19 protein-coding genes are annotated in these 20,533 nt (G+C 73.0%); 8 read left to right on the plus strand and 11 right to left on the minus strand.

Annotation, left to right across the window (positions count from 1 at the left end; translation table 11 throughout):
* Positions 1 to 67 precede the first annotated feature (67 nt).
* Positions 68 to 643 carry a DinB family protein gene (locus tag FR742_RS41395; protein ID WP_222709286.1) on the plus strand — a complete coding sequence of 192 codons (576 nt, stop codon included), beginning with the start codon at positions 68 to 70 and terminating at the stop codon, positions 641 to 643.
* A 550-nt stretch (positions 644 to 1,193) separates the two neighbouring features.
* Here FR742_RS41395 and FR742_RS41400 read toward each other — a convergent pair.
* Complete coding sequence (locus FR742_RS41400) at positions 1,194 to 2,057, minus strand: hypothetical protein (protein WP_148036634.1); 864 nt, start codon at positions 2,055 to 2,057, stop codon at positions 1,194 to 1,196.
* A 222-nt stretch (positions 2,058 to 2,279) separates the two neighbouring features.
* A complete protein-coding gene (locus tag FR742_RS44955) occupies positions 2,280 to 3,026 on the minus strand; it encodes a hypothetical protein (protein WP_187281606.1) in 747 nt (248 codons plus the stop codon).
* A 169-nt stretch (positions 3,027 to 3,195) separates the two neighbouring features.
* Here FR742_RS44955 and FR742_RS41405 point away from each other — a divergent pair, with 169 nt between their 5' ends.
* The 4 genes from FR742_RS41405 (at position 3,196) to FR742_RS41420 (ending at position 7,763) form a co-directional block, all read left to right on the plus strand.
* Complete coding sequence (locus FR742_RS41405) at positions 3,196 to 4,971, plus strand: sensor histidine kinase (RefSeq protein ID WP_187281607.1); 1,776 nt, start codon at positions 3,196 to 3,198, stop codon at positions 4,969 to 4,971.
* A complete protein-coding gene (locus FR742_RS41410) occupies positions 4,968 to 5,627 on the plus strand; it encodes a response regulator transcription factor (RefSeq protein ID WP_148036636.1) in 660 nt (219 codons plus the stop codon). Before FR742_RS41405 ends, FR742_RS41410 begins: the two co-directional genes overlap by 4 nt.
* A gap of 141 nt (positions 5,628 to 5,768) precedes the next feature.
* On the plus strand, positions 5,769 to 6,908 hold the full coding sequence (locus FR742_RS41415) for a hypothetical protein (protein ID WP_148036637.1): 1,140 nt from the start codon (positions 5,769 to 5,771) through the stop codon (positions 6,906 to 6,908).
* Positions 6,909 to 7,166: 258 nt separating this feature from the next.
* Positions 7,167 to 7,763 carry a PadR family transcriptional regulator gene (locus FR742_RS41420; protein ID WP_148036638.1) on the plus strand — a complete coding sequence of 199 codons (597 nt, stop codon included), beginning with the start codon at positions 7,167 to 7,169 and terminating at the stop codon, positions 7,761 to 7,763.
* Positions 7,764 to 7,814: 51 nt separating this feature from the next.
* On the opposite strand, the gene FR742_RS41425 is transcribed toward FR742_RS41420, so the two are convergent.
* The 5 genes from FR742_RS41425 to FR742_RS41445 form a co-directional block, all read right to left on the minus strand.
* Positions 7,815 to 8,420: an energy-coupling factor transporter transmembrane protein EcfT gene (locus FR742_RS41425; protein WP_148036639.1), complete on the minus strand. Its 606-nt coding sequence runs from the start codon at positions 8,418 to 8,420 to the stop codon at positions 7,815 to 7,817.
* Positions 8,417 to 9,091: an energy-coupling factor ABC transporter ATP-binding protein gene (locus FR742_RS41430; protein WP_148036640.1), complete on the minus strand. Its 675-nt coding sequence runs from the start codon at positions 9,089 to 9,091 to the stop codon at positions 8,417 to 8,419. The genes FR742_RS41425 and FR742_RS41430 overlap by 4 nt, the downstream gene beginning before the upstream one ends.
* A gap of 77 nt (positions 9,092 to 9,168) precedes the next feature.
* Positions 9,169 to 10,515 carry a thiolase family protein gene (locus FR742_RS41435; RefSeq protein WP_261809063.1) on the minus strand — a complete coding sequence of 449 codons (1,347 nt, stop codon included), beginning with the start codon at positions 10,513 to 10,515 and terminating at the stop codon, positions 9,169 to 9,171.
* Between the two features lie 43 nt (positions 10,516 to 10,558).
* Positions 10,559 to 12,049, minus strand: coding sequence for a class I adenylate-forming enzyme family protein (locus FR742_RS41440; protein ID WP_148036641.1), 1,491 nt, complete (start codon positions 12,047 to 12,049; stop codon positions 10,559 to 10,561).
* A 7-nt stretch (positions 12,050 to 12,056) separates the two neighbouring features.
* Positions 12,057 to 12,644 carry a biotin transporter BioY gene (locus FR742_RS41445; RefSeq protein WP_148036642.1) on the minus strand — a complete coding sequence of 196 codons (588 nt, stop codon included), beginning with the start codon at positions 12,642 to 12,644 and terminating at the stop codon, positions 12,057 to 12,059.
* 177 nt (positions 12,645 to 12,821) lie between these two features.
* On the opposite strand from FR742_RS41445, the gene FR742_RS41450 reads away from it, so the two are divergent.
* Positions 12,822 to 13,454 carry a DedA family protein gene (locus FR742_RS41450; protein ID WP_148036643.1) on the plus strand — a complete coding sequence of 211 codons (633 nt, stop codon included), beginning with the start codon at positions 12,822 to 12,824 and terminating at the stop codon, positions 13,452 to 13,454.
* 6 nt (positions 13,455 to 13,460) lie between these two features.
* Here the strand turns inward: FR742_RS41450 and FR742_RS41455 are convergent, their stop codons facing one another.
* Entirely contained in the window at positions 13,461 to 14,063 is a 603-nt protein-coding gene (locus FR742_RS41455; protein ID WP_148036644.1) for a dienelactone hydrolase family protein, read from the minus strand.
* A 69-nt stretch (positions 14,064 to 14,132) separates the two neighbouring features.
* Here FR742_RS41455 and FR742_RS41460 point away from each other — a divergent pair, with 69 nt between their 5' ends.
* The gene (locus FR742_RS41460; protein ID WP_148036645.1) at positions 14,133 to 15,326 is read left to right on the plus strand and encodes an aromatic acid exporter family protein; all 1,194 of its coding nucleotides are present in this window, start codon (positions 14,133 to 14,135) and stop codon (positions 15,324 to 15,326) included.
* 9 nt (positions 15,327 to 15,335) lie between these two features.
* Here the strand turns inward: FR742_RS41460 and FR742_RS41465 are convergent, their stop codons facing one another.
* The 3 genes from FR742_RS41465 to FR742_RS41475 form a co-directional block, all read right to left on the minus strand.
* Complete coding sequence (locus tag FR742_RS41465; RefSeq protein ID WP_148036646.1) at positions 15,336 to 15,704, minus strand: hypothetical protein; 369 nt, start codon at positions 15,702 to 15,704, stop codon at positions 15,336 to 15,338.
* 85 nt (positions 15,705 to 15,789) lie between these two features.
* Positions 15,790 to 19,242 (minus strand): tetratricopeptide repeat protein, encoded by a 3,453-nt coding sequence (locus tag FR742_RS41470; protein WP_148036647.1) that lies wholly within the window; start codon positions 19,240 to 19,242, stop codon positions 15,790 to 15,792.
* Between the two features lie 117 nt (positions 19,243 to 19,359).
* A complete protein-coding gene (locus tag FR742_RS41475) occupies positions 19,360 to 20,052 on the minus strand; it encodes a response regulator transcription factor (RefSeq protein ID WP_148036648.1) in 693 nt (230 codons plus the stop codon).
* 175 nt (positions 20,053 to 20,227) lie between these two features.
* Here FR742_RS41475 and FR742_RS41480 point away from each other — a divergent pair, with 175 nt between their 5' ends.
* Complete coding sequence (locus FR742_RS41480; protein ID WP_148036649.1) at positions 20,228 to 20,479, plus strand: MoaD/ThiS family protein; 252 nt, start codon at positions 20,228 to 20,230, stop codon at positions 20,477 to 20,479.
* The last annotated feature ends 54 nt before the right edge of the window (positions 20,480 to 20,533 follow it).

Raw genomic sequence — 20,533 nt, forward strand, 5'->3', positions numbered from 1 at the left:
TGAGCGGTCAGTGAGCGACAGATGAGGGCACTCTCATCTGTCGGTGGCGTCTCGTACGGTGTGGAGGGTGACCGAGAAAGAGATCCTGCGCGCGAGCCTCCAAGAGGTACGCGACGCGATGCTGTTCAAGCTCGACGGGCTGAGCGACGCCGACATGCGGATGCCCATGGTGCCCTCGGGCACCAACCTGCTCGGCCTGGTCAAACACCTGGCCGGCCTGGAGTACGGCTATCTGGGCGAGGTGTTCGGGCGGCCCGCGCCGGAGCGGATGTCATGGCACGACGACGGCACCATCTGGGACGGCGCCGACATGTGGGCGGCCGAAGGCGAGACCACCGACTACCTCACCGGCCTCTACCGCCGCGCCTGCACCCACGCCGACGAGACCATCGAGGCCCTCGACCTCGCCGCCGTCGGCACCGTCCCGTGGTGGCCGGAGGGGCGCAGAGAGGCGTCGCTGCGGCAGCTGGTGGTCCGCATGATCCAGGAGACGTCCCGGCACGCCGGCCACGCCGACATCATCAGGGAGCTCATCGACGGCTCGGGCGGGCGCCACCCGGGCGACACGTCCTTCCCTGAGCCGGGCGACCCTTACTGGCGCGACTACGCCACCCGCATCCGCGAAGCGGCATCCAAGGCCTGACCCCTGGTCAGAGTCGCAGCTCAGCCGTTCTTCTGAGGCGCCTCCGGCGCAACCCCGGCGCCTGCGGCGCCCAAAGGGCTTCGCCCAGCGGGCGCTTCGCGCGTTCCAGCTCAGACGTTTCGATAAGGCGCCTTCAGCGCCGAAGAGCTTCGCCGAAAGGGCTTCGCCCAGCAGGCGCTTCGCGCATTGCAGCTCAGGCGTTCTCACAAGGCGCCTTCGGCGCAAACCCAGTGCCTTCGGCCCTCCTGCCTGCGGCCCTCCTGCCTGCGGCCCTCACGCCTGCGGCGCTGACGGGCTTCGCCTTTCAAGCGCTTCGCGCCTCCCGGCTCAGACGTTCCCACAAGGCGCCTCCGGCGCCATGGGGCTTCGCCCTCAGGCGCTCCGCGCCACGTCAGCTCAGACATTCTCACTCAGAAGGGGCGAGAGTTGACCGCTTACGCCGCCTGAGGAGGGCTGGTCACGGGCTCGTCGCCGGGTTACGGACGGGCCTGAGCGAACAATCCCGGCACGGTGGCGGGCACGCCCGCACGAGCTCAAGGACCCGGGTCGCTCACTTCCTCTCCGTCCACGACTCGTAGGCGGAGTCGTCCGGGAGCACCCAAACAGCCGCATCGGGCCGCTTGATCTCCTTCAGCGGCTTCACCGCGCCCGTCTTGCGCGAGACCTGGTAGACCGCCACTCCGGTCGCGGTCTTCGATCGCACGGCCAACCGCCCGGACCTGTCGAAGTCGATGTCGTCGATGTACTGCCCGCGCGGCAGTTTCACCCTCACCACGGCGCCCGCGCGGCCAGTGCGCAGGTTCAGCAGGCGCACCTTGCGATACTTGCCGGCCTTGCCGACCAGGACGGCCGAGGTGGTGTAGTCCTCCGCCAGCGCGCTCGGCGTCAGCCGCGTCTTCAGCCGCAGGCGGGACCGCAGCGCCCGGTCGAACACGACGCTCTGCTCCCCGCCCAGCAGCAGCCGCTTGCTGTCCGGGCTGAACCTGGGCAGGTCCCACGCGTCGGTCTTCTCCGGCGGCCCCATCGCCTTGCGCTCGCGCAGGTCCACGAGGACGCCCAGGCCCGGTCCCGAGGTCCCGGTGACCACATAGCTGCCGTCATAGGACACGATCGGCCACTCCTCACCGATGGCATACGCCGTGATCTTGGCGACCACCCGCTCCTTGCCGTGCACGGTCCGCGCCACGAACAGGCCGTCCTTCTTCCGGTAGTAGAAGATGTGCCGCCCGTCCCCGCTGATCAGGAACGGCGCGCGCTCCCCACTGTTGACCGCGTCCTTGGGCGCTACGGCGAGCGCCTCCGGCACCTTCACCACCTTCCCACTGGTCAGCACCACTTCCCAGGTCTGCGTCCGCTGCGCGTAAGCGATTGTGGCCGGTGCTTCGGCGGCCGCAGGCTGGGCGGTCGCCGTCAAGCAGGTGAGGGTAAGTGCCGCGAGTGACGTACGAAATCGCATGTTCCATGGGATGCCGCCGACGCGGGGAAAGTTGCGTACGCGGTCGCGTCCATACGAGTTCGACCAGCTCAGCAGGCGTGGCGCAGGGTTCCTGAGCTGCCCGGACTCGGCCTGTGCGGGTCGAGGAGCCGCGCGTGCGCCCAAGCCGCCGGTTTCGATACGCGCCCGCTGAGCTGCACGTCAGCCGAGCGCGAGCGACACCCCCGCCACGACGGTGTACGCCGTCACCGCGGCCAAAAGGATCGCGAGCGTGCGCCAGCTCTCACGGGCGCGCAGGCACTGCGCCCCGCCGAGCGCGAACGCGAGGCCGAACAGCACGAAGCCGACGACGTCGTCCTCGCGCGGGCTCTCGATGACGCCGCCGGCGAGCCGCCAGACGATCGCGCCGACCGCGATGAGGGCTCCCGCGACGACGAGCGCCCGGAGTGCCGCGAGGAGCGGCCCGCGCGGTCGGTCCTCCGACGCGACGCCGCCCGCGGGCAGGCTGCGGCGGTCGGGAGCGAGGAGCACGGTCGGCACGACGAGCAGCGCGAGCCATCCGACCGCGAAGATCGCGGCGTCGATCAGGTCGTGCCCCTGGATGACCGACGAGACCACGCTGGTGATGCCCATCGCCGCGACCATCGCGACGAACCAGGCGGTGAGCGCCGACCGCCGGCGCGGCAGTACGGCGAGGACGATGCCCGCGGCGCCGACCGCCCCCATGACGGCGGCGCTCACGGTGTCGGCCGTCCGGTGCAGTTCGGGCGTGCGGGTCCAGCCGTGGTCCGTGGTGTCGGCGAAGCTCACCCACGGCGTGAGGATCGACTGCCACACGCCGAATCCGACGATGAGCAGCAGCGCGATCGCGGCGACGATGACGCGGAACACGATGTGGCGACGGACTCGCGCGGGCGCGGGCGGAAACGCTTCGGCGGACAGGGACATGGGATCTCCTCCGGATCACGAGCTGGTGGACTGGGTCGTGCCCGACCAGCGTCACGGCGCGGGGGCGTCCCGGGACAGGGCGAGGGAACCCGTCGACCCGGGCGATGTGCCCGGCCGGACGGGACACCGGCCCGTGGCGTCCCGGGCGCGCGGGCCCCAGACTGATCCCATGTGGGTCCTGAGAGCCGCCGTCGGTGCGGTCGCCGTGCTCGTCGGCGTGGCCGGCCTGGCGGGCGCGGCGGCCGAGGGGTTCGCCGCGGCGGCCCATGACGTACGGCTCCCTCTCGCGCTCGCGCTGGCGGGCACGCTCGTCGGTGTCGGATGGTCCTTCGCCGGCGCGCTCCTGGCCTGGCTCCGCCCCGCCAACGCGATCGGCTGGCTCCTCCTCGTCGTCGGGACCATGACCCAGCTCTCGCTGACCGAGGAGGCGTTCGCCGCGGCCGGCTGGCTCGGCCCCGCGGCGGCCGCGGGCGACTGGACGGCACGCGTTCCCGGGCTGGTCCTCACCATGGTGGGCGGATGGAGCATCATGGCGATGCTGGGCACGCTGCCCGCCTTCTTCCCCACCGGGCGCCCGCCCGGACGCGCCTGGTGGTGGCCGGTGGGCGTGGTCGCCCTCGGGGCGGTGCTCATCCAGCTGCACTGGCTCGCGGGGCAGCCGTCGGACGGCCCGCTCGGCGCGGTGTCCTTCGTCGTGTACCTGGCCGGTGCGGCGACGATCTGGGTGCTCGCGATCGTCAGGTGGGCCAGGTCGGCCGCGCCGCGACGCCAGCAGCTCGCGTGGCCGCTCGGCATCGTCATCCTCATCATCGTGGTGAACCTGCTCGGCGACAGCCTGGCCGCCCAGGTCGCCCAGGTCACGAGCCTGTATCTGCTGCCGGCGGCGATCGCGGTCGCGGTGCTGCGCTATCGCCTGCTGGGCATCGACGCGTCACCACGGGCGGATCCGGTGCGGGTCGTGGCCGAGATCGGCACGCACGTCGGCGCGCCGGCCGACACCGACGGCGAACTGCTCACCGCGGTACTCGCCGCCGTGCGGCGGTCGGTCGGCGCCCCCGGCGCCCGGATCCGCGACGCCTTCCGATCGGTGATCGCGTGCAGCGGTGACCTGCGGCCCGACGCCGAGCTCCCCGCCACGGCGTTCAGCGCCACCCTGGCGGTCGGCGGAATGCCGCTCGGCGTGCTGGAGGTCGTGCCGAGGTGGCCGGAGGAGGGGTTCGCACGGCGCGAGGAAAGGATGCTCGCCGCGCTGGCCGCGCAGGTGGCCGCCGTGCTCCACGCGCGGGGCCTGGCCGAACAGCTGGAGGCGCAGCGTGATGCCGCGATGGACGCCCGCACGCGGGAGCGCGAACGGCTCCGCCACGAGCTGCACGACGGGCTCGGGCCCGCCCTGACAGGGATGGGACTGGGGCTCGCCGGACTGGAGGACGCGATCCGGGCGTCCAGTGCGACGACCGCGCTGCAGATCACCGGGGTGCTCCGCGCCGAGGTGGCCGTGACCGTGTCGGAGGTGCGTCGCATCCTCGACGACCTGCGGCCGGCGGCGATCGAGGAGCGCGGCTTCGCCGAGGCGATCCGGCGCGGGGTCGTCTCGGTGGCCGCGGCCCTGCCGGTCAGCGTGGAGGTCGGTCCGCTGCCCGCGCTGCCGCCGAGGGTGGAGCAGACGGCCTACCGGGTCGTGACCGAGGCGGTGACCAATGCCGTCCGCCACGCCGGCGCCACGCGACTCGACGTGTGCGTGCGCGGCGACGAGGGCGACAATCTCATTGTCGACGTGCGCGACGACGGCGCGGGATTCGACCCGTACCGGCCGCCGCGCGGCGGGATCGGCCTGGCCTCGATGCGGTCACGCGCCCGCGAGCTCGGCGGCGAGGTCGCGATCAGCTCGTCGGACGCGGGCACCACGGTGACGCTGAGGGTGCCGACGGCGGTGCGGATCGCATGAGCGCCCCGGTACGCCTGGTCGTCGCCGACGACCACCCGATGTTCCGCTTCGGCCTGCGCGCGGCGCTGGCCTCCTCACCCGACGTCGACGTCGTCGGCGAGGCCGCTGACGGCGCGGAGCTGGTCCGGCTCGTGGAGGAACTGTCGCCCGAGGTCGCGCTCACCGACCTCGAGATGCCCGGGGTCGACGGGCTCAGTGCCCTCGCCACGCTGACCGACCGCTTCCCCGACCTCGGGGTGCTCGTGCTGACGATGCACGCCGACGACGAGCGGCTGCTCGCCGCGGTACGCGCCGGCGCTCGCGGCTACCTGCTCAAGGGCGCGGAGCGCGAGGAGATCACCCGCGCCGTCCTCGTGGTCGCCGCCGGCGGCACCGTGTTCGGCGGAGAGGTCGGCCGCCGGATCGCCGCGTACGCGACACGGCCGCTCACCGCCGCGGGCAAGGTCTTCCCCGAGCTCACCGATCGCGAGCACGAGGTGCTCGGCCTCGTGGCGGCGGGGCTCGGCAACCACGGGATCGCGGCCAGGCTCGTCCTCTCCGAGAAGACCGTGCGCAACCACGTCGCCGCCATCCTCGCCAAGCTCCAGGCGCGCGACCGTGCCGCGCTCGTCGCGCGCGCCCGCGACCGCGGACTCGGGCAGCATCCGGTCGAGTGACGTCGCGCGCGGTCGACGATCGGCGCCTGCGCCGCGTCCCGAGACCTTGCCTGACTCGGGTGAGTCAAAACTCTTGTGATCCATCCGTGGGACGCCGACGAATCAGAGTCTGCTTCGCCAAGTCGACGAAAGGACTCTGCGATGAAGCATCCACGCCACTGGTTACGCCGGCCACTCGCGGCAGGCACCGCCCTGGCACTCACTCTGGGCCTGCTGGCCTTCGGTTCTCCCGCTGCGGCGGCCGGTCCTCCTCCGCCCGCCTACGCTGCCGGCCTGCCCGACCTGAGCACTCCGCGCGTGGCCCACGACTACACCCTCACCCGGTCGGCCAAGGGGGTGGCGGCGCGCGGCGCGGACGGCTCCTTGCTGTACAGCACGTTCTCGGGCGGCGTCTTCGGCCCCTTCCAGTCGCTGGGAGGGGTGATCGTCGGTGACCCGAACGTCGTGGTGACCTCCTACGGCACCGAGTTCTACGTACGCGGCACCGATGACCAGGTCTACACCAACACCATCACCCCGTCCGGCGTGGTCACCGGCTACTCCATCGTGCCTGGTCTGAGGGTGACCGGCGAGGTCGAGGCGATCGTCGCCTTCGACGAGCCGCCCGCCAGCGTCAAACTCTTCGCCCGGGGCACCGATGGCGCGGTGTGGACGAACGTCCGCCGCAACGGCGCCTGGGTCGGCTGGCGCAGCCTCGGCGGTTTCGCCACCAGTGACATCACCGCCAGCCGCGGGTTCTTCACTCTTCCCTTCAACGTCCGCGTCTTCGTCCGGGGCAGCGACAACCGCGTCTACTTCAGCAATGTGAGCGCGAACACCGCCACCGCCTTCGAGCCGATCGGCGACCTGCGCGTCACCAGCAACATCGCCGTCCGCGACGACTTCGGCATCAACGCGTACGAGATCGCGGCCCGGGGCGAGGACAACCGGGTGTGGACCATGAACCTCGTCACCATAGGCGCCACCTGGCAGCCGCTGGACGGCCTCACCGCGACCAGCGACATCGCGCTCGCCACCAACTTCCTGTACGTCCGCGGGCCCGACAACGCCGTCTACGCCTACCGGCGTGACCGCGTCGTGGGCTACGAGCGGGTCGACGGCGAGGCGACCGGCAATCCCGCGGCCTTCGCCACCGCCCCCAACGGCGGCCCCCACGACCAGACGCTGCTGGCCCGGCTGACCTCCGGCGCGCTGGCGTCCAACTTCCGGCCCTACGTCAACGGCCAGCCGGCCGGCCAGTTCGGCGGCTACACCACCATCGCCGGTCCCCCTGTCGACTGATTCCCCGATCGGTGGCCGGGGTAGCCCCCGGCCACACGGCACGCCGTCTTCCTCGCGAACTACTGCACCCCGGAATCTGATCAGCCTGGGCGTCGCCGTCATGAGGCCAGCTCGCCGGCCCGCGAGCGCTCCGTGAGGGTTCGCGACGAGGACGACGCCGCGCCGGCCGCACCACCTCCCGATCACCCGCCTATCGGTACCACGCGCCGGCACGAGTGCTCTGACTATGGTGGATGCTCAAAGATCGAGGGAGTGGCGATGTCGGTGGTGCGGCTGCTGGTGCTCGGGGCCGTGCGGCGGCGCGGCAGCGCGCACGGCTACCAGGTCCGCTCCGACCTGGAGTCGTGGGGCGCGCACGAGTGGGCGGGGCTCAAACCGGGCTCGATCTACCACGCGCTGCGCCAGATGGCCGTCGAGGGACTGCTGCGCGCGGACGAGGAGGCGCCCAGCACCGCCGGCGGCCCGCCCCGGATCGACTACGAGATCACCGAGGCGGGCGAGGCCGACTACTTCGCGCTGCTCCGCCACGCGCTCTCCAAGGCCGACCAGCGGCTCGACATGCTGAGCGCCGGAGCCGGCCTGATGGACGACCTGCCCAGGGCCGAGGCGGTCGAGCTGCTGAAGACGCGGGTGCGGGCGCTGGAGGAGTGGCGTTCCCGGGTCCGGCGCGACTGGTCGCCGGACGAGGACCCGGAGGCGTGGGGCATGGTGGGGGAGGTCCTCGGCATGTGGGTGCACACCGCCGAGAGCGCCGCCGAGTGGACCCGCGGCCTCATCGAGCGACTGGAACGCGGCGCGTACGTGATGGCGGGCGAGAAACCCCGCACGCCGGTCAGCCGTCCAGACCGCGGGTGAAGAAGACATCAGGCCGCGGACCGGCGGGCGCTGAGTGACCCCCGCGGGCGGTCAGTCGTCCAGACCCCGGGCGCTGAGTGCTTCGCCCAGGGCGTCGGCGTGCCGCAGCGCGCCCACCACCAGCGGCACCGCGAACGCGCGCATGCTCCACTCGACGCCCCTGGCCCGCTGCGCCTCCCGTACGCGGGTGGCGAGCGCGGCGATGACCGGGATGCTGCGGATGGTGAGCGAGAGCAGCAACGACAGCCGGAACGGGTCCAGCCCCACCCGCCGGGCGGGCCGCAGGGCACGCTCCAGCGTGGCCATCATGGCCGAGGTCCTGGTCGTCAGCGTGACCAGCCCGGCCAGTGCGACCGCCAGCACGATCCTGGACGTCACCAGGACCGCGGCCGACGGACCGGCGAGGACGAGCTGGATCACGAACAGCGCCGCCACGAACCAGAGGACCGGCCGCACCTGCGCCCACGCCGCTGCCGCGCCCACCCGCGCGACCGCGTACAGCGACACGACCACCACGGCCGCGCCCGCCATCGCCCACACGCTGGGCAGCAGGATCAGCCCGGTGCAGCAGACCGCCAGCGCCGCCAGCTTGGCCCCGGTCGGCATCCGGTGCAGGAACGAGTCGCCGGGCACGTAAGCGCCGGTGAGAGCGTTCACGCCATCAGCCCGCGGTAGTGGCCGATCGCCTCGTCCGGCGGTGCGTCGGCGACCACCCGGCCGTCGTCCAGCACCAGCACCCGGTCGAAGTCCGCCAGCAGCGACAGGTCATGGGTGACCACCACCACCTGCTGGGGCAGGACGCGCAGGTGCTCGGCCACCAGCCTGGAGTGGCGCAGGTCGAGCAGCGTCGTCGGCTCGTCCATGATCAGGATCTCCGGCTCCAGCACCAGCACCGAGCAGAGCGCCAGCAACTGTTTCTGCCCGCCGGACAGCTGGTGCGCCGGATGGTCGGCGTGCCCGGCCAGCCCGTGCCGCTCCAGCACGGCCGCCACCCTGTCCCGCACCTCCTCGGCCGGGAGCTTGTGGCGGCGCAGCGAGAACGCCACGTCCTCGGCCACGGTCGGCATCACGATCTGCGCGTCCGGGTCGGTGAACAGGAACCCCACCCGCCGCCGGATCTTGGCCGCCTGCCGCCGCGTGTCGTGACCCAGCACGGTCACCGTCCCCGAGGTGGGCAGCGCCAGCCCGTTGAACAGCCGGGCGAGCGTGCTCTTGCCCGACCCGTTGGCCCCGATCACACCGATCCGCCGCTCGGCCAGCGTCGCGCTCACCCCGCACAGCACCTCGCGCTCCCCGAGCCGGACACGCACGTCAGCGAGCTCGATCACTCACACCACCTCGACCGGACATAGACGTCAGCGAACGCGAGCACTCCGACCACCTCGGCGAGGACGAGCCCCTTCACTCAAACCACCTCGAACAGGGCGGCGACGCCGAGCCCGCCGCCGACCGCCGCCGTCGCCAGCCCGAGTGTCCCCCGGGGCGCCCCGGCCCGCACCAGCCGGCTGAACAGCCGCGTCACCACGACCGCGCCGCTGGCCCCCCACGGGTGCCCGAGCGCGATCGCGCCACCGTCCGCGCACACCCGCTCTGCGTCCGCGCCCAGCGGGTCGAGCCCGAGCGCGTCGGTGACGGCCAGCGTCTGCGCGGCGAACGCCTCCACGATCTCCACCGCCGCCACCCGTTCCAGGCTCGTGCCGGTACGGGCGAGCAGCCGGCGCACGGCGGGCACCGGCCCCCAGCCGGGCAGCGCCGGATCGCACCCCACCACCGCGCCCGCCACCAGCCGCAGCCCCGGCCTGCCATCACGCAGCCGCTCCGGCACGACGGCCACCGCAGCGGCGCCGTCGCTGTTGGGCGAGCAGTTGCCCGCGGTCACCGCGCCCCCCGGCACGAACGCCCCGGGCAGCCGCGCCAGCGTCGCCGGGCGCAGCGTCCGCGGCCGCTGGTCGCTGGAGTGCTCCCCGACCGGGACGATCTCCGCCGCGAACCTGCCCGCCGCCCGGGCGTCCACCGCCTTGGCGTGGCTGGCGGCCGCATAGGAGTCCTGGCGCTCACGGCTCACGCCGCGCGCCGCGCCGAGGGCCTCCGCCGCTTCCCCCATGTCCGGATCCGGGTGCCCTTCCGGGGCAAAAGGAGCACGCTCGTACGGGGACCCGTCCCGAAACGCCCGCACCGGCGCGGTCGACGCGCTCTCGGCGCCCCCGGCGATCACGAACTCCATGTCCCCGCTCCGTACGGCCTGCGCCGCGATCAGAATGGCGGCCAGCCCACTCCCGCACTGCCGGTCCACCGTCACCCCCGGCACGCCTTCCCCCAGCCCGGCCCTCAGCGCCGCCACCCGCGCCACATTCCCTCCGGGCCCCATGCAGTTCCCCAGCACGACGTCCTCGACCCTGGCGAACTCCCTGTGTCGAGCGGGGCCGACCGCACCCGGGTCACTCTCCGCGAGAACCCCGCTCGGGGTGAGGTCCCAGGCGCTGGGACGAGGTTCTGCGTGCTCCGCTAGGTCTGGGTCGCGTCCGTGCCCCCCGCAGGTGAGGTCGTGCGCGTTCGCGCGGTCCTGGTCCCGGCCGTCGGGGAGGTGGTCCCGGTCGTGCTCCGGGAAGAGCCCGCGACGGGCGTCCTGGGCCACCGCACCGATCACCGCGGCGGCCAGGGCGTCGACCGTGACCGTTTTGAACGCGTGGCCGGCGGTGCCGATCGGGGTCCGGCGGGCGGCCACGATCACCGGATCGTGCGGGCCCGTCATTAAAGTCCCCGCAGGTCGGCGTCGCCGGCGGTCGGGTGGCCCGTCATGGGAGTCTCCGCAGGTCGGGGTCGGTGGTGGTCAGGCGGGCCGCTACCTGGGCGCGGGCGGGCTTGCCGGTCGGGGTGCGGGGGAGGTCGGTGATCGCGTACCAGCGGCGGGGGCGCTGGGCGGCGGCCAGGCCGTCGCGTGCCACCTTCTCCAGGGTGGTCCTGGACGGGAGCGGGCCGGCGCCGGCCTCGACCACGGCGGTCACGACCGCTCCCAGCTCGGGGTGCGGGGAACCGACGACCACGACGTCACCCACGCCGGGCGCGCGCCGGAGCACCTCCTCGACGTCCTCGGGGACCACCGTCGCGCCGCCGGTCTGGATCGCGCCGTCGCCGCGGCCACGCAGCCGCAGCGGCTCTCCCGGCGTGTACGGATCGGCGAGGTCGCCGACGCTCATCCACTTGTCCTCGGCCTTGAGCGGGCCCGCCACGCCGCCCAGGTAGCCCTCGGCCAGCCAGGGGGAGCGCGCCCACACCTCGCCCAGGGGCGGCCTGACCTCGATCTCCACCCCGGGGAACGGCCGCAGCCCGCCGCCGTCGGCGTCCACGGCCACGAAGGACAGCTCGGTGGCGCCGTAGTAGGCGACCACCCGCACGCCCCCGGCGCGTTCCCGCACCTCGGCCGGGAGCGCGGCCCCGCCCACCACGACGACCCGCAGCGGCGCGTCCTCGGGCAGGGCGTCCAGCAGCCGTGGCAGCAGGTGCGGCACCACGTGCACCGCCGTCGCCCGCCGCGCCAGCTCCGGCAGCGACCCCGGCGCCCACCGGCCGGGCGCCAGCACCGTCGCGCCCACGGCCAGCGCGTGCACGGCCGCGAACCCGTACAGGGAAGACGTCAGCGGCCCCGGGACCAGCACCACATCATCCGCGCCGATCCCGGTGATCTCGCTCAACGGCCCGAACGACCCCGTCCACGACTCCCGCGTACGGACGACGGCACGCGGCCGCCCGGTGCTCCCCGAACTGAAACACGCCCACGCCAAATCAGCAGGCGACGGCGCGAACCATCCCCCAACGGGCAAGGACCGGGTGACCGGCCCCGCCGAGTCGACCCCGGCGAGCTGGGTCTGTGCGCCCGGGTCGGTCGGACCGGTGGTGAGCAGGGTCTCGATGAGGAGGTCCGCTGGGACGCCGTCGCGCAGGGCTGGCTCGTACAGCAGTGGTGTGGCCCCCGTCAGGTCGGCGGCCAGGATGGCGATCAGCTGGTCGACGGGGTCACGCAGGCAGATGCCCACGACCGGCGCCCTCGTCCGGGCAGCCGCCGTGATGGCGCGCCCGTCCGCCGAGGGCGGGGAGAGCGCCGGTGGGGTGTCCCGGGCCGCGGCCGGAGCAGCGATCGGCCGGGGGAGGGCGGCCGTGAGGGACGCCGCCTCTTCCAGCGCGCGACGGGCCAGGGCGCCGTACGTGATGTCGCCGTACGGGCCGGAGACCGCGACCCGGTCGGGGTGGGTGGAGGCGTGCCGGATGACCTGTGCTGCGACTGGCATGCCCCGGTCAGCCCTCCTCGCCGGATCTCGGACGCTTGTGGACGGTGGGGATCGCGCCCGGGTAGGCGCGCTGCACCCCTCGCGCGATCCACGAGGCCAGCACCGCCTTGGCCAGGTCGCCCGGCACGAAGGTCAGGGTGAACAGGGCCGCGCCGCCCAGCGTGAGATCACCGAAGATCGCGTACACCGGGATGCCGCACAGGTAGATGACCCCCATGCCGCCGACCAGGCACGCTACCAGCAGCCGGACCATGCTCGGGCTGCGCCCCCCGCGCTCCGCGATCCACCCGGTGACGAACGCGCCCGGCAGCCACCCGATCAGGAACCCCGCGGACGGCTGGGTGAAGACGCCGAGCCCGCCCCGGCCCCCGGCCAGGAGCGGCAGCCCCACCGCCACCAGCGCGAGCAGCACCAGCACCGCCAGCGCCCCTCGCCGCGAGCCGAGTATCAGCCCGGCGAGCATGACCCCCAGGGTCTGAGCCGTGACGGGCACCAGGCCGCCGAAGAGGCTCACCCCCGGAACCAGCCCCAGCACCGCGATCAGCGCGGCGAAGACGGCCACCCGGGCGACGTCTGCAGGGGAGAACCACTTCATCGCTCCTCCTCGATTGTGTGTGCGGATTCGATCCCACACCACGGGGCGGGATTCACGCATGGAGGGTTGCCACAACGTTCCCCGCCGAGGAATGTCTCAGATGGATGGCCGAGAGACGGACCGGGAGGAATACGCGCCTGCGTACGGGAAGAGACTACGTGCGACGAAGGGACGAGGATGACTTCCAGCGGTCTGGGCGGAATCGTCGAGTGGGTCACCGGTCTCATGGAGACGCTCGGCGCGCCCGGCGCGGGCATCGCGGTCGCGCTGGAGAACCTGTTCCCGCCGATCCCGAGCGAGGTCATCCTGCCGCTGGCCGGGTTCACGGTGAGCAGGGGCGGGCTGGTGTTCTGGCACGTCCTGCTGTGGACCACGATCGGCTCGGTGGTGGGCGCGCTCGCGCTCTACGCGATCGGGGCGCTGCTGGGCAGGCGGCGGGTGCACGCGCTGTACGCGAAGGTGCCGCTGCTCAAGCCGGAGGACGTGGACAAGAGCGAGCAGTGGTTCGCCAGGCACGGCCGCAAGACGGTGTTCTTCGGGCGGATGGTGCCGCTGTTCAGGAGCCTGATCTCGATCCCGGCCGGCTTCGAGCGGATGCCGCTGCCCACGTTCGTGCTGCTCACCGCGGTGGGCAGCTTCATCTGGAACACCGCGCTCGTGACCGCCGGCTACTTCCTGGGCCGGCAGTGGTTGATCGTCGAGACGTACGTCGGGATCTTCACGTACGTGGTGATCGGCCTGGTCGTGCTGGCCGTCGGGGTGTTCGTCTGGAAGCGGCTGTCGGAGCGCCGCGGCGCCCGGCAGAACTGACGCGGGTCACGTGAAGTGGGTGACGAACCAGGAGCCGGTCAGGTCGGCGACCTGGTCCAGGGCTCCGGGCTCCTCGAACAGGTGGGTGGCGCCGGGCACGATCTCCAGGCGGCTCTCGCCGCCCAGCTCCCGCTGGGCCTCCCGGTTCAGTTCGAGCACCTGCTCGTCGTGGCCGCCCACGATGAGCAGCGTCGGCGCCCGTACGGAAGCGAGACGCGGGCCCGCCAGATCCGGGCGGCCGCCCCGTGAGACGATCGCGGCCACGTCGGCGTCCGGCTCGGCCGCGGCGCTGAGGGCGGCGGCGGCGCCGGTGCTCGCGCCGAAGTAGCCGAGCGGCAGGTTCGCCGCGGCCGGCTGCTCCCGCACCCGCTCCGTCGCCGTCAGCAGCCTGCCTGCCAGCAGTTCGATGTCGAACACGTTGGCTCGGTCGTACTCCTCCTCCGGTGTCAGCAGGTCGAACAGCAGGGTGCCCAGCCCGGCCTCGTTCAGCGCGGCGGCCACGTACCTGTTGCGCGGGCTGCGGCCGCTGCTGCCGCTGCCGTGCGCGAACAGCACCACGCCGCGCGCCCCGTCCGGGACCACCAGCTGACCTGAAAGTTCGGCGTCCATCCTCACCACCTCCACTCAAGCAGGGTGTCTACCCAGCTCACGCGGGTGTCTTCCTGCGACGATGCCGGGATGGGGGAGCGATCGAGGCAGGGGCTGCCGCCGTTCGAGCGGATCTCCAGGCAGAGCAGGCTGATCCTGGAGCGCGCTCGCAGCCTGGGACTGCCCGGATGGCTGCGCGCCGAGCGTGAGCCGCTGCTCCAGGGGATCAAGCTGACGGCCGCGTGCGTGCTCGCCTGGTGGCTGGTGGCCCGGGTGCTGCAGGACAGGATGCCGGTGCTGGGGGCGATCGGGGTGCTGCTCACGTTCTCGGCCACCGCCTACGGCACGGTCGTGCGCGGGGTGCAGCAGGTCGGGGCCGTCACGGTCGGGCTCTTCGGCGCCGGTGGGCTGATCCTCCTGCTCGGCATCAACGGGATCACGCTCGCCATCCTGGTCGCGGGCGGGCTGGTGGTGACCCGGCTGCTCAACCTGCCCAAGCAGAACGTGCAGATCCCGATCACCGCCCTGCTGGTGTTCGCGCTGGGCGCCACGTACAGCCTGGAGCGCCTGGTCGACCTGCTGCTGGGCGCCGTCATCGGCATCCTGGCCAACCTGGTCGTGCTTCCGCCCCGGTACGTGGAGGAGGCGCGCAGGGAGATGGCCGAGCTGGCCGGTGACCTGTCGTCGCTGTCCGCCGCCATGGGCAAGGGCGTGCGCGGCGCGTGGGGTGAGGACGAGGCGAGAAGCTGGCTGGAGCGGTCCCGCGAGGTGGACGCGCGCCTGCGGGAGAGCCAGGAGGTGGCCGAGCAGGCCGCCGAGTCGGTCCGGCTGGTGCCGCTCCGGCGGCGACGGCAGGACGAGCAGCTCGACCAGGTGGCCGAGGCCATGACCTGCCTCGACCACGCGGGCCTGCAACTGCGCGGCATCGCCAGGTCGCTCACCGACCTGGCGGCCGGGGTGCGCGGGCTGCCCGCGGAGGACGTCCACCGGGTGCCCGCGGCGCTCGGCGACGAGCTGCTGGCCATCTCCAAGGCCTTCGCCGCGTTCGGCCGGCTCCAGCTCGGCCGGGGCAGCGTGCGCGACCTCGGCCGGCTGCGGACCGCGCTGCGCGAGAGCGGCGAGCACCAGGTGCTGGTCGCCGAGCGCGTCCCCGACACCGAGAACGTCCAGCTGTGGTCGTTGCACGGGGCGATGCTGGACCAGTGCGCGACCATCAGGCACGAGCTCGACCCGGAGAACGGGCCGCACCAGGCGGCGTTCCCCGCCTGGCTCATCCCCGGCTGACGGTCCCGGTCAGGTCATGACCAGCACGGTGACGAACTGCAGCACGTGCCAGGCCACGTAGGCGCCCGCCGCGATGAACGCCCACTCCTTGGCCCTGGAGACGCGGGTGACGCGGCGCAGCACCTCGACCGGCTCCCGCCGCGCCCGCGCGGACCTGGCCAGGAAGTACGCCGACGTGAACCAGGCCGCGCCCGACACCGCCAGCAGCCCCGCCGACAGCAGGAACAGCAGCTCCGGCTCGGGCATCGCGTCGCCCGGGGCGAGCTGGCGGGTCCACGCGGCCGGCACCAGGGTGAGGACCAGGACGGTGATCCGCCTGTCCCCGCGCGCCTGTCGCCTCAACCACCGCAGGTCTCGACGCAGATGGTTCTTGAGCATCCGGATCACCTCCGCTGTCCGTGGCCGGTGAGACCAGTTGAACGCCGGTGACCTGATCAGATCTGCGACCTCCCCCGGGCGGAATTCACGACATTCGTCGGAGTTCCTGGGCGGCCTTTCGCGCCTCGACCACGTCGCCCACCTCGTCGAGGGTGCGCACCGCCTCTCCCAGATGGGCCACGGCGGCCGCGACGTCGCCCCGCCGCCACGCGATCAGGCCGAGCGCCCGCAGCGCGCAGCCCAGGTCGCGGCGGGTGCCGCAGGCGTGGTGGACCTCCCTGGCCCGCGCCGCGTGCACGTACGCCTCCTCGGGCCGGTTCAGGTCGAGCAGGATCATGGCGAGCGTGGTGAGCGCCGCGCCCCAGCGGTCGCGCGTACCGGTCTCGTGCAGCAGCTCGACGGTCTGGCGCGCGTACGCCAGCGCGGGGGACGGGCGGCCCGCGGTGTGCAGCGCCAGCGCGATCGACAGCAGCGCGCTGGCCTTGTCGTCGCGCATCTCCTCCCTGATCTCCAGCGACCGCCTGGCCGCGCGCAGCGCGTCCTGGTGCCGGCCGAGCGACAGGTACGTGTTCGCGAGCGTCTCCTGGACGTCGGCCTCGGCTCTGCGGCCGCCGACGGCCTGCACGATGTCCAGGGCCTCCAGCGCGTACACGAACGCCACCTGCGACTGGCCCTGCCTGCGCCGCACCCGGGCCAGCCGGTTCAGCATGCGCGCCTCCATGGGCAGGTCGCGGATCACCCGGCTGATGGCCAGCGCCTGCGTGAGGTACTCGTCGGCGCGCAGGTAGTCGGCCAGCCGCCAGTGCACCAGCCCGATGTCGCCGAGCGTCTCGGCCTTGCCCTGCTCGTGGTGGAGCTCGACCTGTACGGCCAGCGCCTGCTCGAAGTGGGCCAGCGCCTCGTCGTACCGGGAGCCGTTGCGCGCGATGCGGCCCAGCGCGCACAGCGCCCGGCCCGAGCCGTGCTGGTCGCCGGTGGCGGTGTAGCCGGCCAGCGCCCGCTCCGCGTCGCGCCGGGCGTCGTGCGGCAGCCGCAGCGTGTCGTACACCTCGGCCAGGCAGAGCAGCGTCTCGGCCTCGGCGTGCTCGTCGCCCAGCTCGTGGCAGATCGACAGCGCCTCCAGCCCTTCCGACAGCGCGGCGTTCGGCTCGCCGAGGCTCTGCTGCACCCGGGCCAGCATGATCAGGCTCTGCGCGGTGCCGCGCCGGTCGCCCAGCTCCTCCCGTACCTCCAGCGCCTGGCCGGCGTGGTGGAGCGCCGGCTCGTGCCGCCCCTGCGACAGGTGGAGGCGGGACAGCGCGTGCAGGCTGTCGGCCACCCCGGCCAGGTCACCGATCTCCTGGTAGCCGCAGAGCGCCTCGTCCGCCGCCTTCAGCGCGTCCTCCAGGTTGCCCGCGATGCCGTGCACCTCGGCCAGGTCGATGAGCGCGCGGGCGCGGCCCTCCCGGTCGCCGAGCGTGGCGAAGTCGGCCAGCGCCTCGCCGATGTAGCGGGCCGCCCGGGTGGACGGGCCGATGTCGCGGTGGATCGAGCCCAGATGGCTGCGCATCAGCGCGACGGCCCGCCGGTTGCCGATCCGCTGCGCGCACTCCAGCCCCGCCTGCTGGATCTCCAGGTTGTTCTCGTAGTACCGCAGCCGCCTGAACGGCTCGAACACGGCGTGCGCGAGCTGCCAGGCGATCCCGTACGCGCCGCTCTCCTCGGCGGTCCGCACCACCGACACCAGGGCCCGCCGTTCGGCCTCGAACCACTCGCCCGGCGTGCCCGGCTCCGTGGCGGTCATCAGGTAGTGGTCGAGCAGCCGTACCCTGGCCTCCCGCACGCCCGCCTCGGCGTGCCTGCCCAGCTCCCTGGCCAGCCGCTTGACCAGGTCGTGCACCCGGTAGCGGGAGCCGGGCAGCGGCTCGACCAGATACGCCCGGTGCAGCCCGGCCAGTGACGCCAGCGCCTCCGGCACCGGCACGCCGAGCGCCGCGGCCAGCACCTCGGGCGTGAAAGGGCCGCCGGGCAGCAGCCCGATATGCCGGAAGGCACGCCGCTGCGCCGGCCCGAGCGACTCGTACGCCAGATCCAGCGCCGACCCGAAGGCCTGCTCCGGGTCGCCGGGGAACCGCTGCCGCCGCTCCGGGCGGCGCAGCTCCTGCACCCGGGAGGCGACGCTCAGCTCCGGGTTCTCGGCGAGCTTGGCGGCCGAGATGCGCAGCGCGAACGGATGGTACGAGCACACCCGCGCCAGCTCGGCCAGCCCGTCGCGGTCGGCCGCCCGCGGCGAGTCCTCACCCAGCAGCCCGACCAGCAGCGCCACCGCGTTGCCCGGGTCGAGCACGTGCAGGTCCATCAGGTCCGCCTGGCCGGTGGCGCGCAGCGGCGCCATCCTGGTCCGGCTGGTCACCAGCACCACGCAGTCCCTGCCGCCGGGCAGCAGCGTGCGCACCTGGGCCGGGTCGGCGGCGTTGTCCAGGATGAGCAGCAGCCTGCGCCCGGCGATCCGGCTGCGGTAGAGCAGCATCAGCTCGGCCTCGTCGGCGGCCGGCATGTGCTCGCCGACGCCGAGCGAGCGCAGGATCTGGCCGAGCGCCTCCGCCGTGGTCATCGGGGGCTGGGCGGGCGACTGGCCGCGCAGGTCGATGACGATCTGCCCGTCGGGGAACCGGCCGGCGTGCAGGTGCGCCCAGTGGGTGACCAGCGCCGTCTTGCCGACGCCCGGCAGGCCCTGGATCACCATCGTGTTCGTCCTGCGGGTCCGCTCCAGCCATTCGGTGAGCAGGTCCAGGCTCTGCTGCCGCCCGGTGAAGTCGGGCACGTCCGCGGGGAGCTGCGCGGGACGGGGCACCTCGGCGGCCGGCAGCGGCTCGGCCGGCGCGCCCGGCCCGGTGAGGAACGGGGTGATCCGGCCCTCCCACGGCACGGCCAGATGCTCCCAGTCGCCGGCCAGCGTGCGCATCGCGGCCGGGTCGGCGACGCGTAACCGTCGGTAGCCGGGACGCACCAGCCAGCCGCGCCGCACCCACTGGGCGAGGGTCCGCTGCACCACGTCGGGCACGCTGCCGACCAGGTCGGCCAGCGTCTCCATGGACAGCGGCGGCGCCGACTCGGAGGCCAGCCCGTAGCGGGCGTCCAGGTTGAGCAGCCACACGGCCAGCCGGGTCGCCACCGGGGCCCTGGCCAGCGCCTCGTGCCTGCGCGCCGCCACGTTCCTGGCGAACAGCTCCTGCACCAGCGCGGTCGCCACGGCCGTGCTGGACGCGGCGTGCTCACGCAGCCGCCGCATGTCGATCGGCCAGGCGCGCACCTCGGTCAGCGCGTCGACCTTCACCCGCTCCCCGGGGTGCCAGAACGCCGGCTCGCCCACCAGGTCGCCGCCGGAACGCAGGTCGTGCACGATCTCGCGGTCGCCGCCGGGGAGGTATTCCCTGGCGTAGCCGTGCTCGATCAGGTAGACGCGGCCGGTGGGCCGCAGCGGGGAGCAGAGCCATTCACCGCGCCGGTAGACCCGGGCGCGGGCGTTCTCCTCGACGAGGGATCGGAACACGTTCACCGGCACCACCCATCTCGGGACGGCGGTGTCCGCGGCATGACAGCACGACCCAGGTCGGGGCAGACCTGTCAGGACAGTCCAACCCGGGGAAAGGGCCCTGTCAACCGGAGAGGGCGATCAGACGGTCGCGGTGTCGGCCCGGTCGGGGACGAAGCGGTAGCCGACGTTGCGGACCGTGCCGATGAGCGACTCGTACTCGGTGCCGAGCTTGGCCCGCAGCCGCCGCACGTGCACGTCGACGGTCCTGGTGCCGCCGAAGTAGTCGTAGCCCCAGACCTCCTGCAGCAGTTGGGCGCGGGTGAACACCCGGCCGGGGTGCTGCGCGAGGTACTTCAGCAGCTCGAACTCCTTGAACGTCAGGTCGAGCACCCTGCCCCGCAGCCGCGCGGTGTAGGTGGCCTCGTCGATGGACAGGTCACCGCTGCGGATCTCGTCGGGCACGTCCTCGCCGGAAGCCTGGGAGATGCGGCCGATGGCCATGCGCAGCCGCGCCTCCACCTCCGCCGGGCCCGCCTTGTCGAGCAGGACGTCGTCGACCCCCCACTCCGCCGTCATCGCGGCCAGCCCGCCCTCGGTGACGATCACCATCAGGGGGCAGTCGACGCCGGTGGTGCGGATCAGCCGGCACAGGCTCTTGGCCTGCACGAGCTCTTTGCGCGCGTCGACGATCACGGCGTCCGACGGAGGCGCGTCGAGGAGGGCGGACGCCTCCGCGGGGGCCACGCGGACCGAGTGGAGGAGCAGCCCCAGAGCCGGGAGCACCTCCGCGGACGGCTCGAGCGCGTTGGTGAGCAGAAGCAGGTTGCTCATGGCGGCCTCCTCGAACAAGTAAGGACCCGGGGGCTACGTCGCCCGAGTCCTGTAGGCGAGGATATCCCAGGAGCAAGTCGCGTCCATTGAGCGTCCGGCAGGTGAACGACGCATCGCATGAAACAACCAGGTAAACAGGAACGCACAATGGTGGAGAAGGATCGGTGAGACAGCCATGGCCTCGGGAAAAGTGCGTTATTGGGCGGCGGCGAAGGCGGCGGCAGGTGTGGCCGAAGAGGAGTTCGAGGCGGTCACACTGGGCGAACTCATGACGAAAATCACAGCAGATCGCGCCGAACTCGCCCGTGTGGTCAGGAGATCGTCATTTCTGATCGACGGTTCGCCCGTCGGTAAAAGACCTCATGGCGAGGTCGAACTCTCCGACGGCGTGACCGTGGAGGTGCTGCCGCCGTTCGCCGGCGGGTGATCCGCCCGTCTCGCGGGGAATGGAGCCGATAAGCTTCTTGACCCCCGCCCGAGA

It is taken from the genome of Nonomuraea sp. C10 (genome assembly GCF_008017515.1).
Classification (GTDB): Bacteria; Actinomycetota; Actinomycetes; order Streptosporangiales; family Streptosporangiaceae; genus Nonomuraea; species Nonomuraea ferruginea.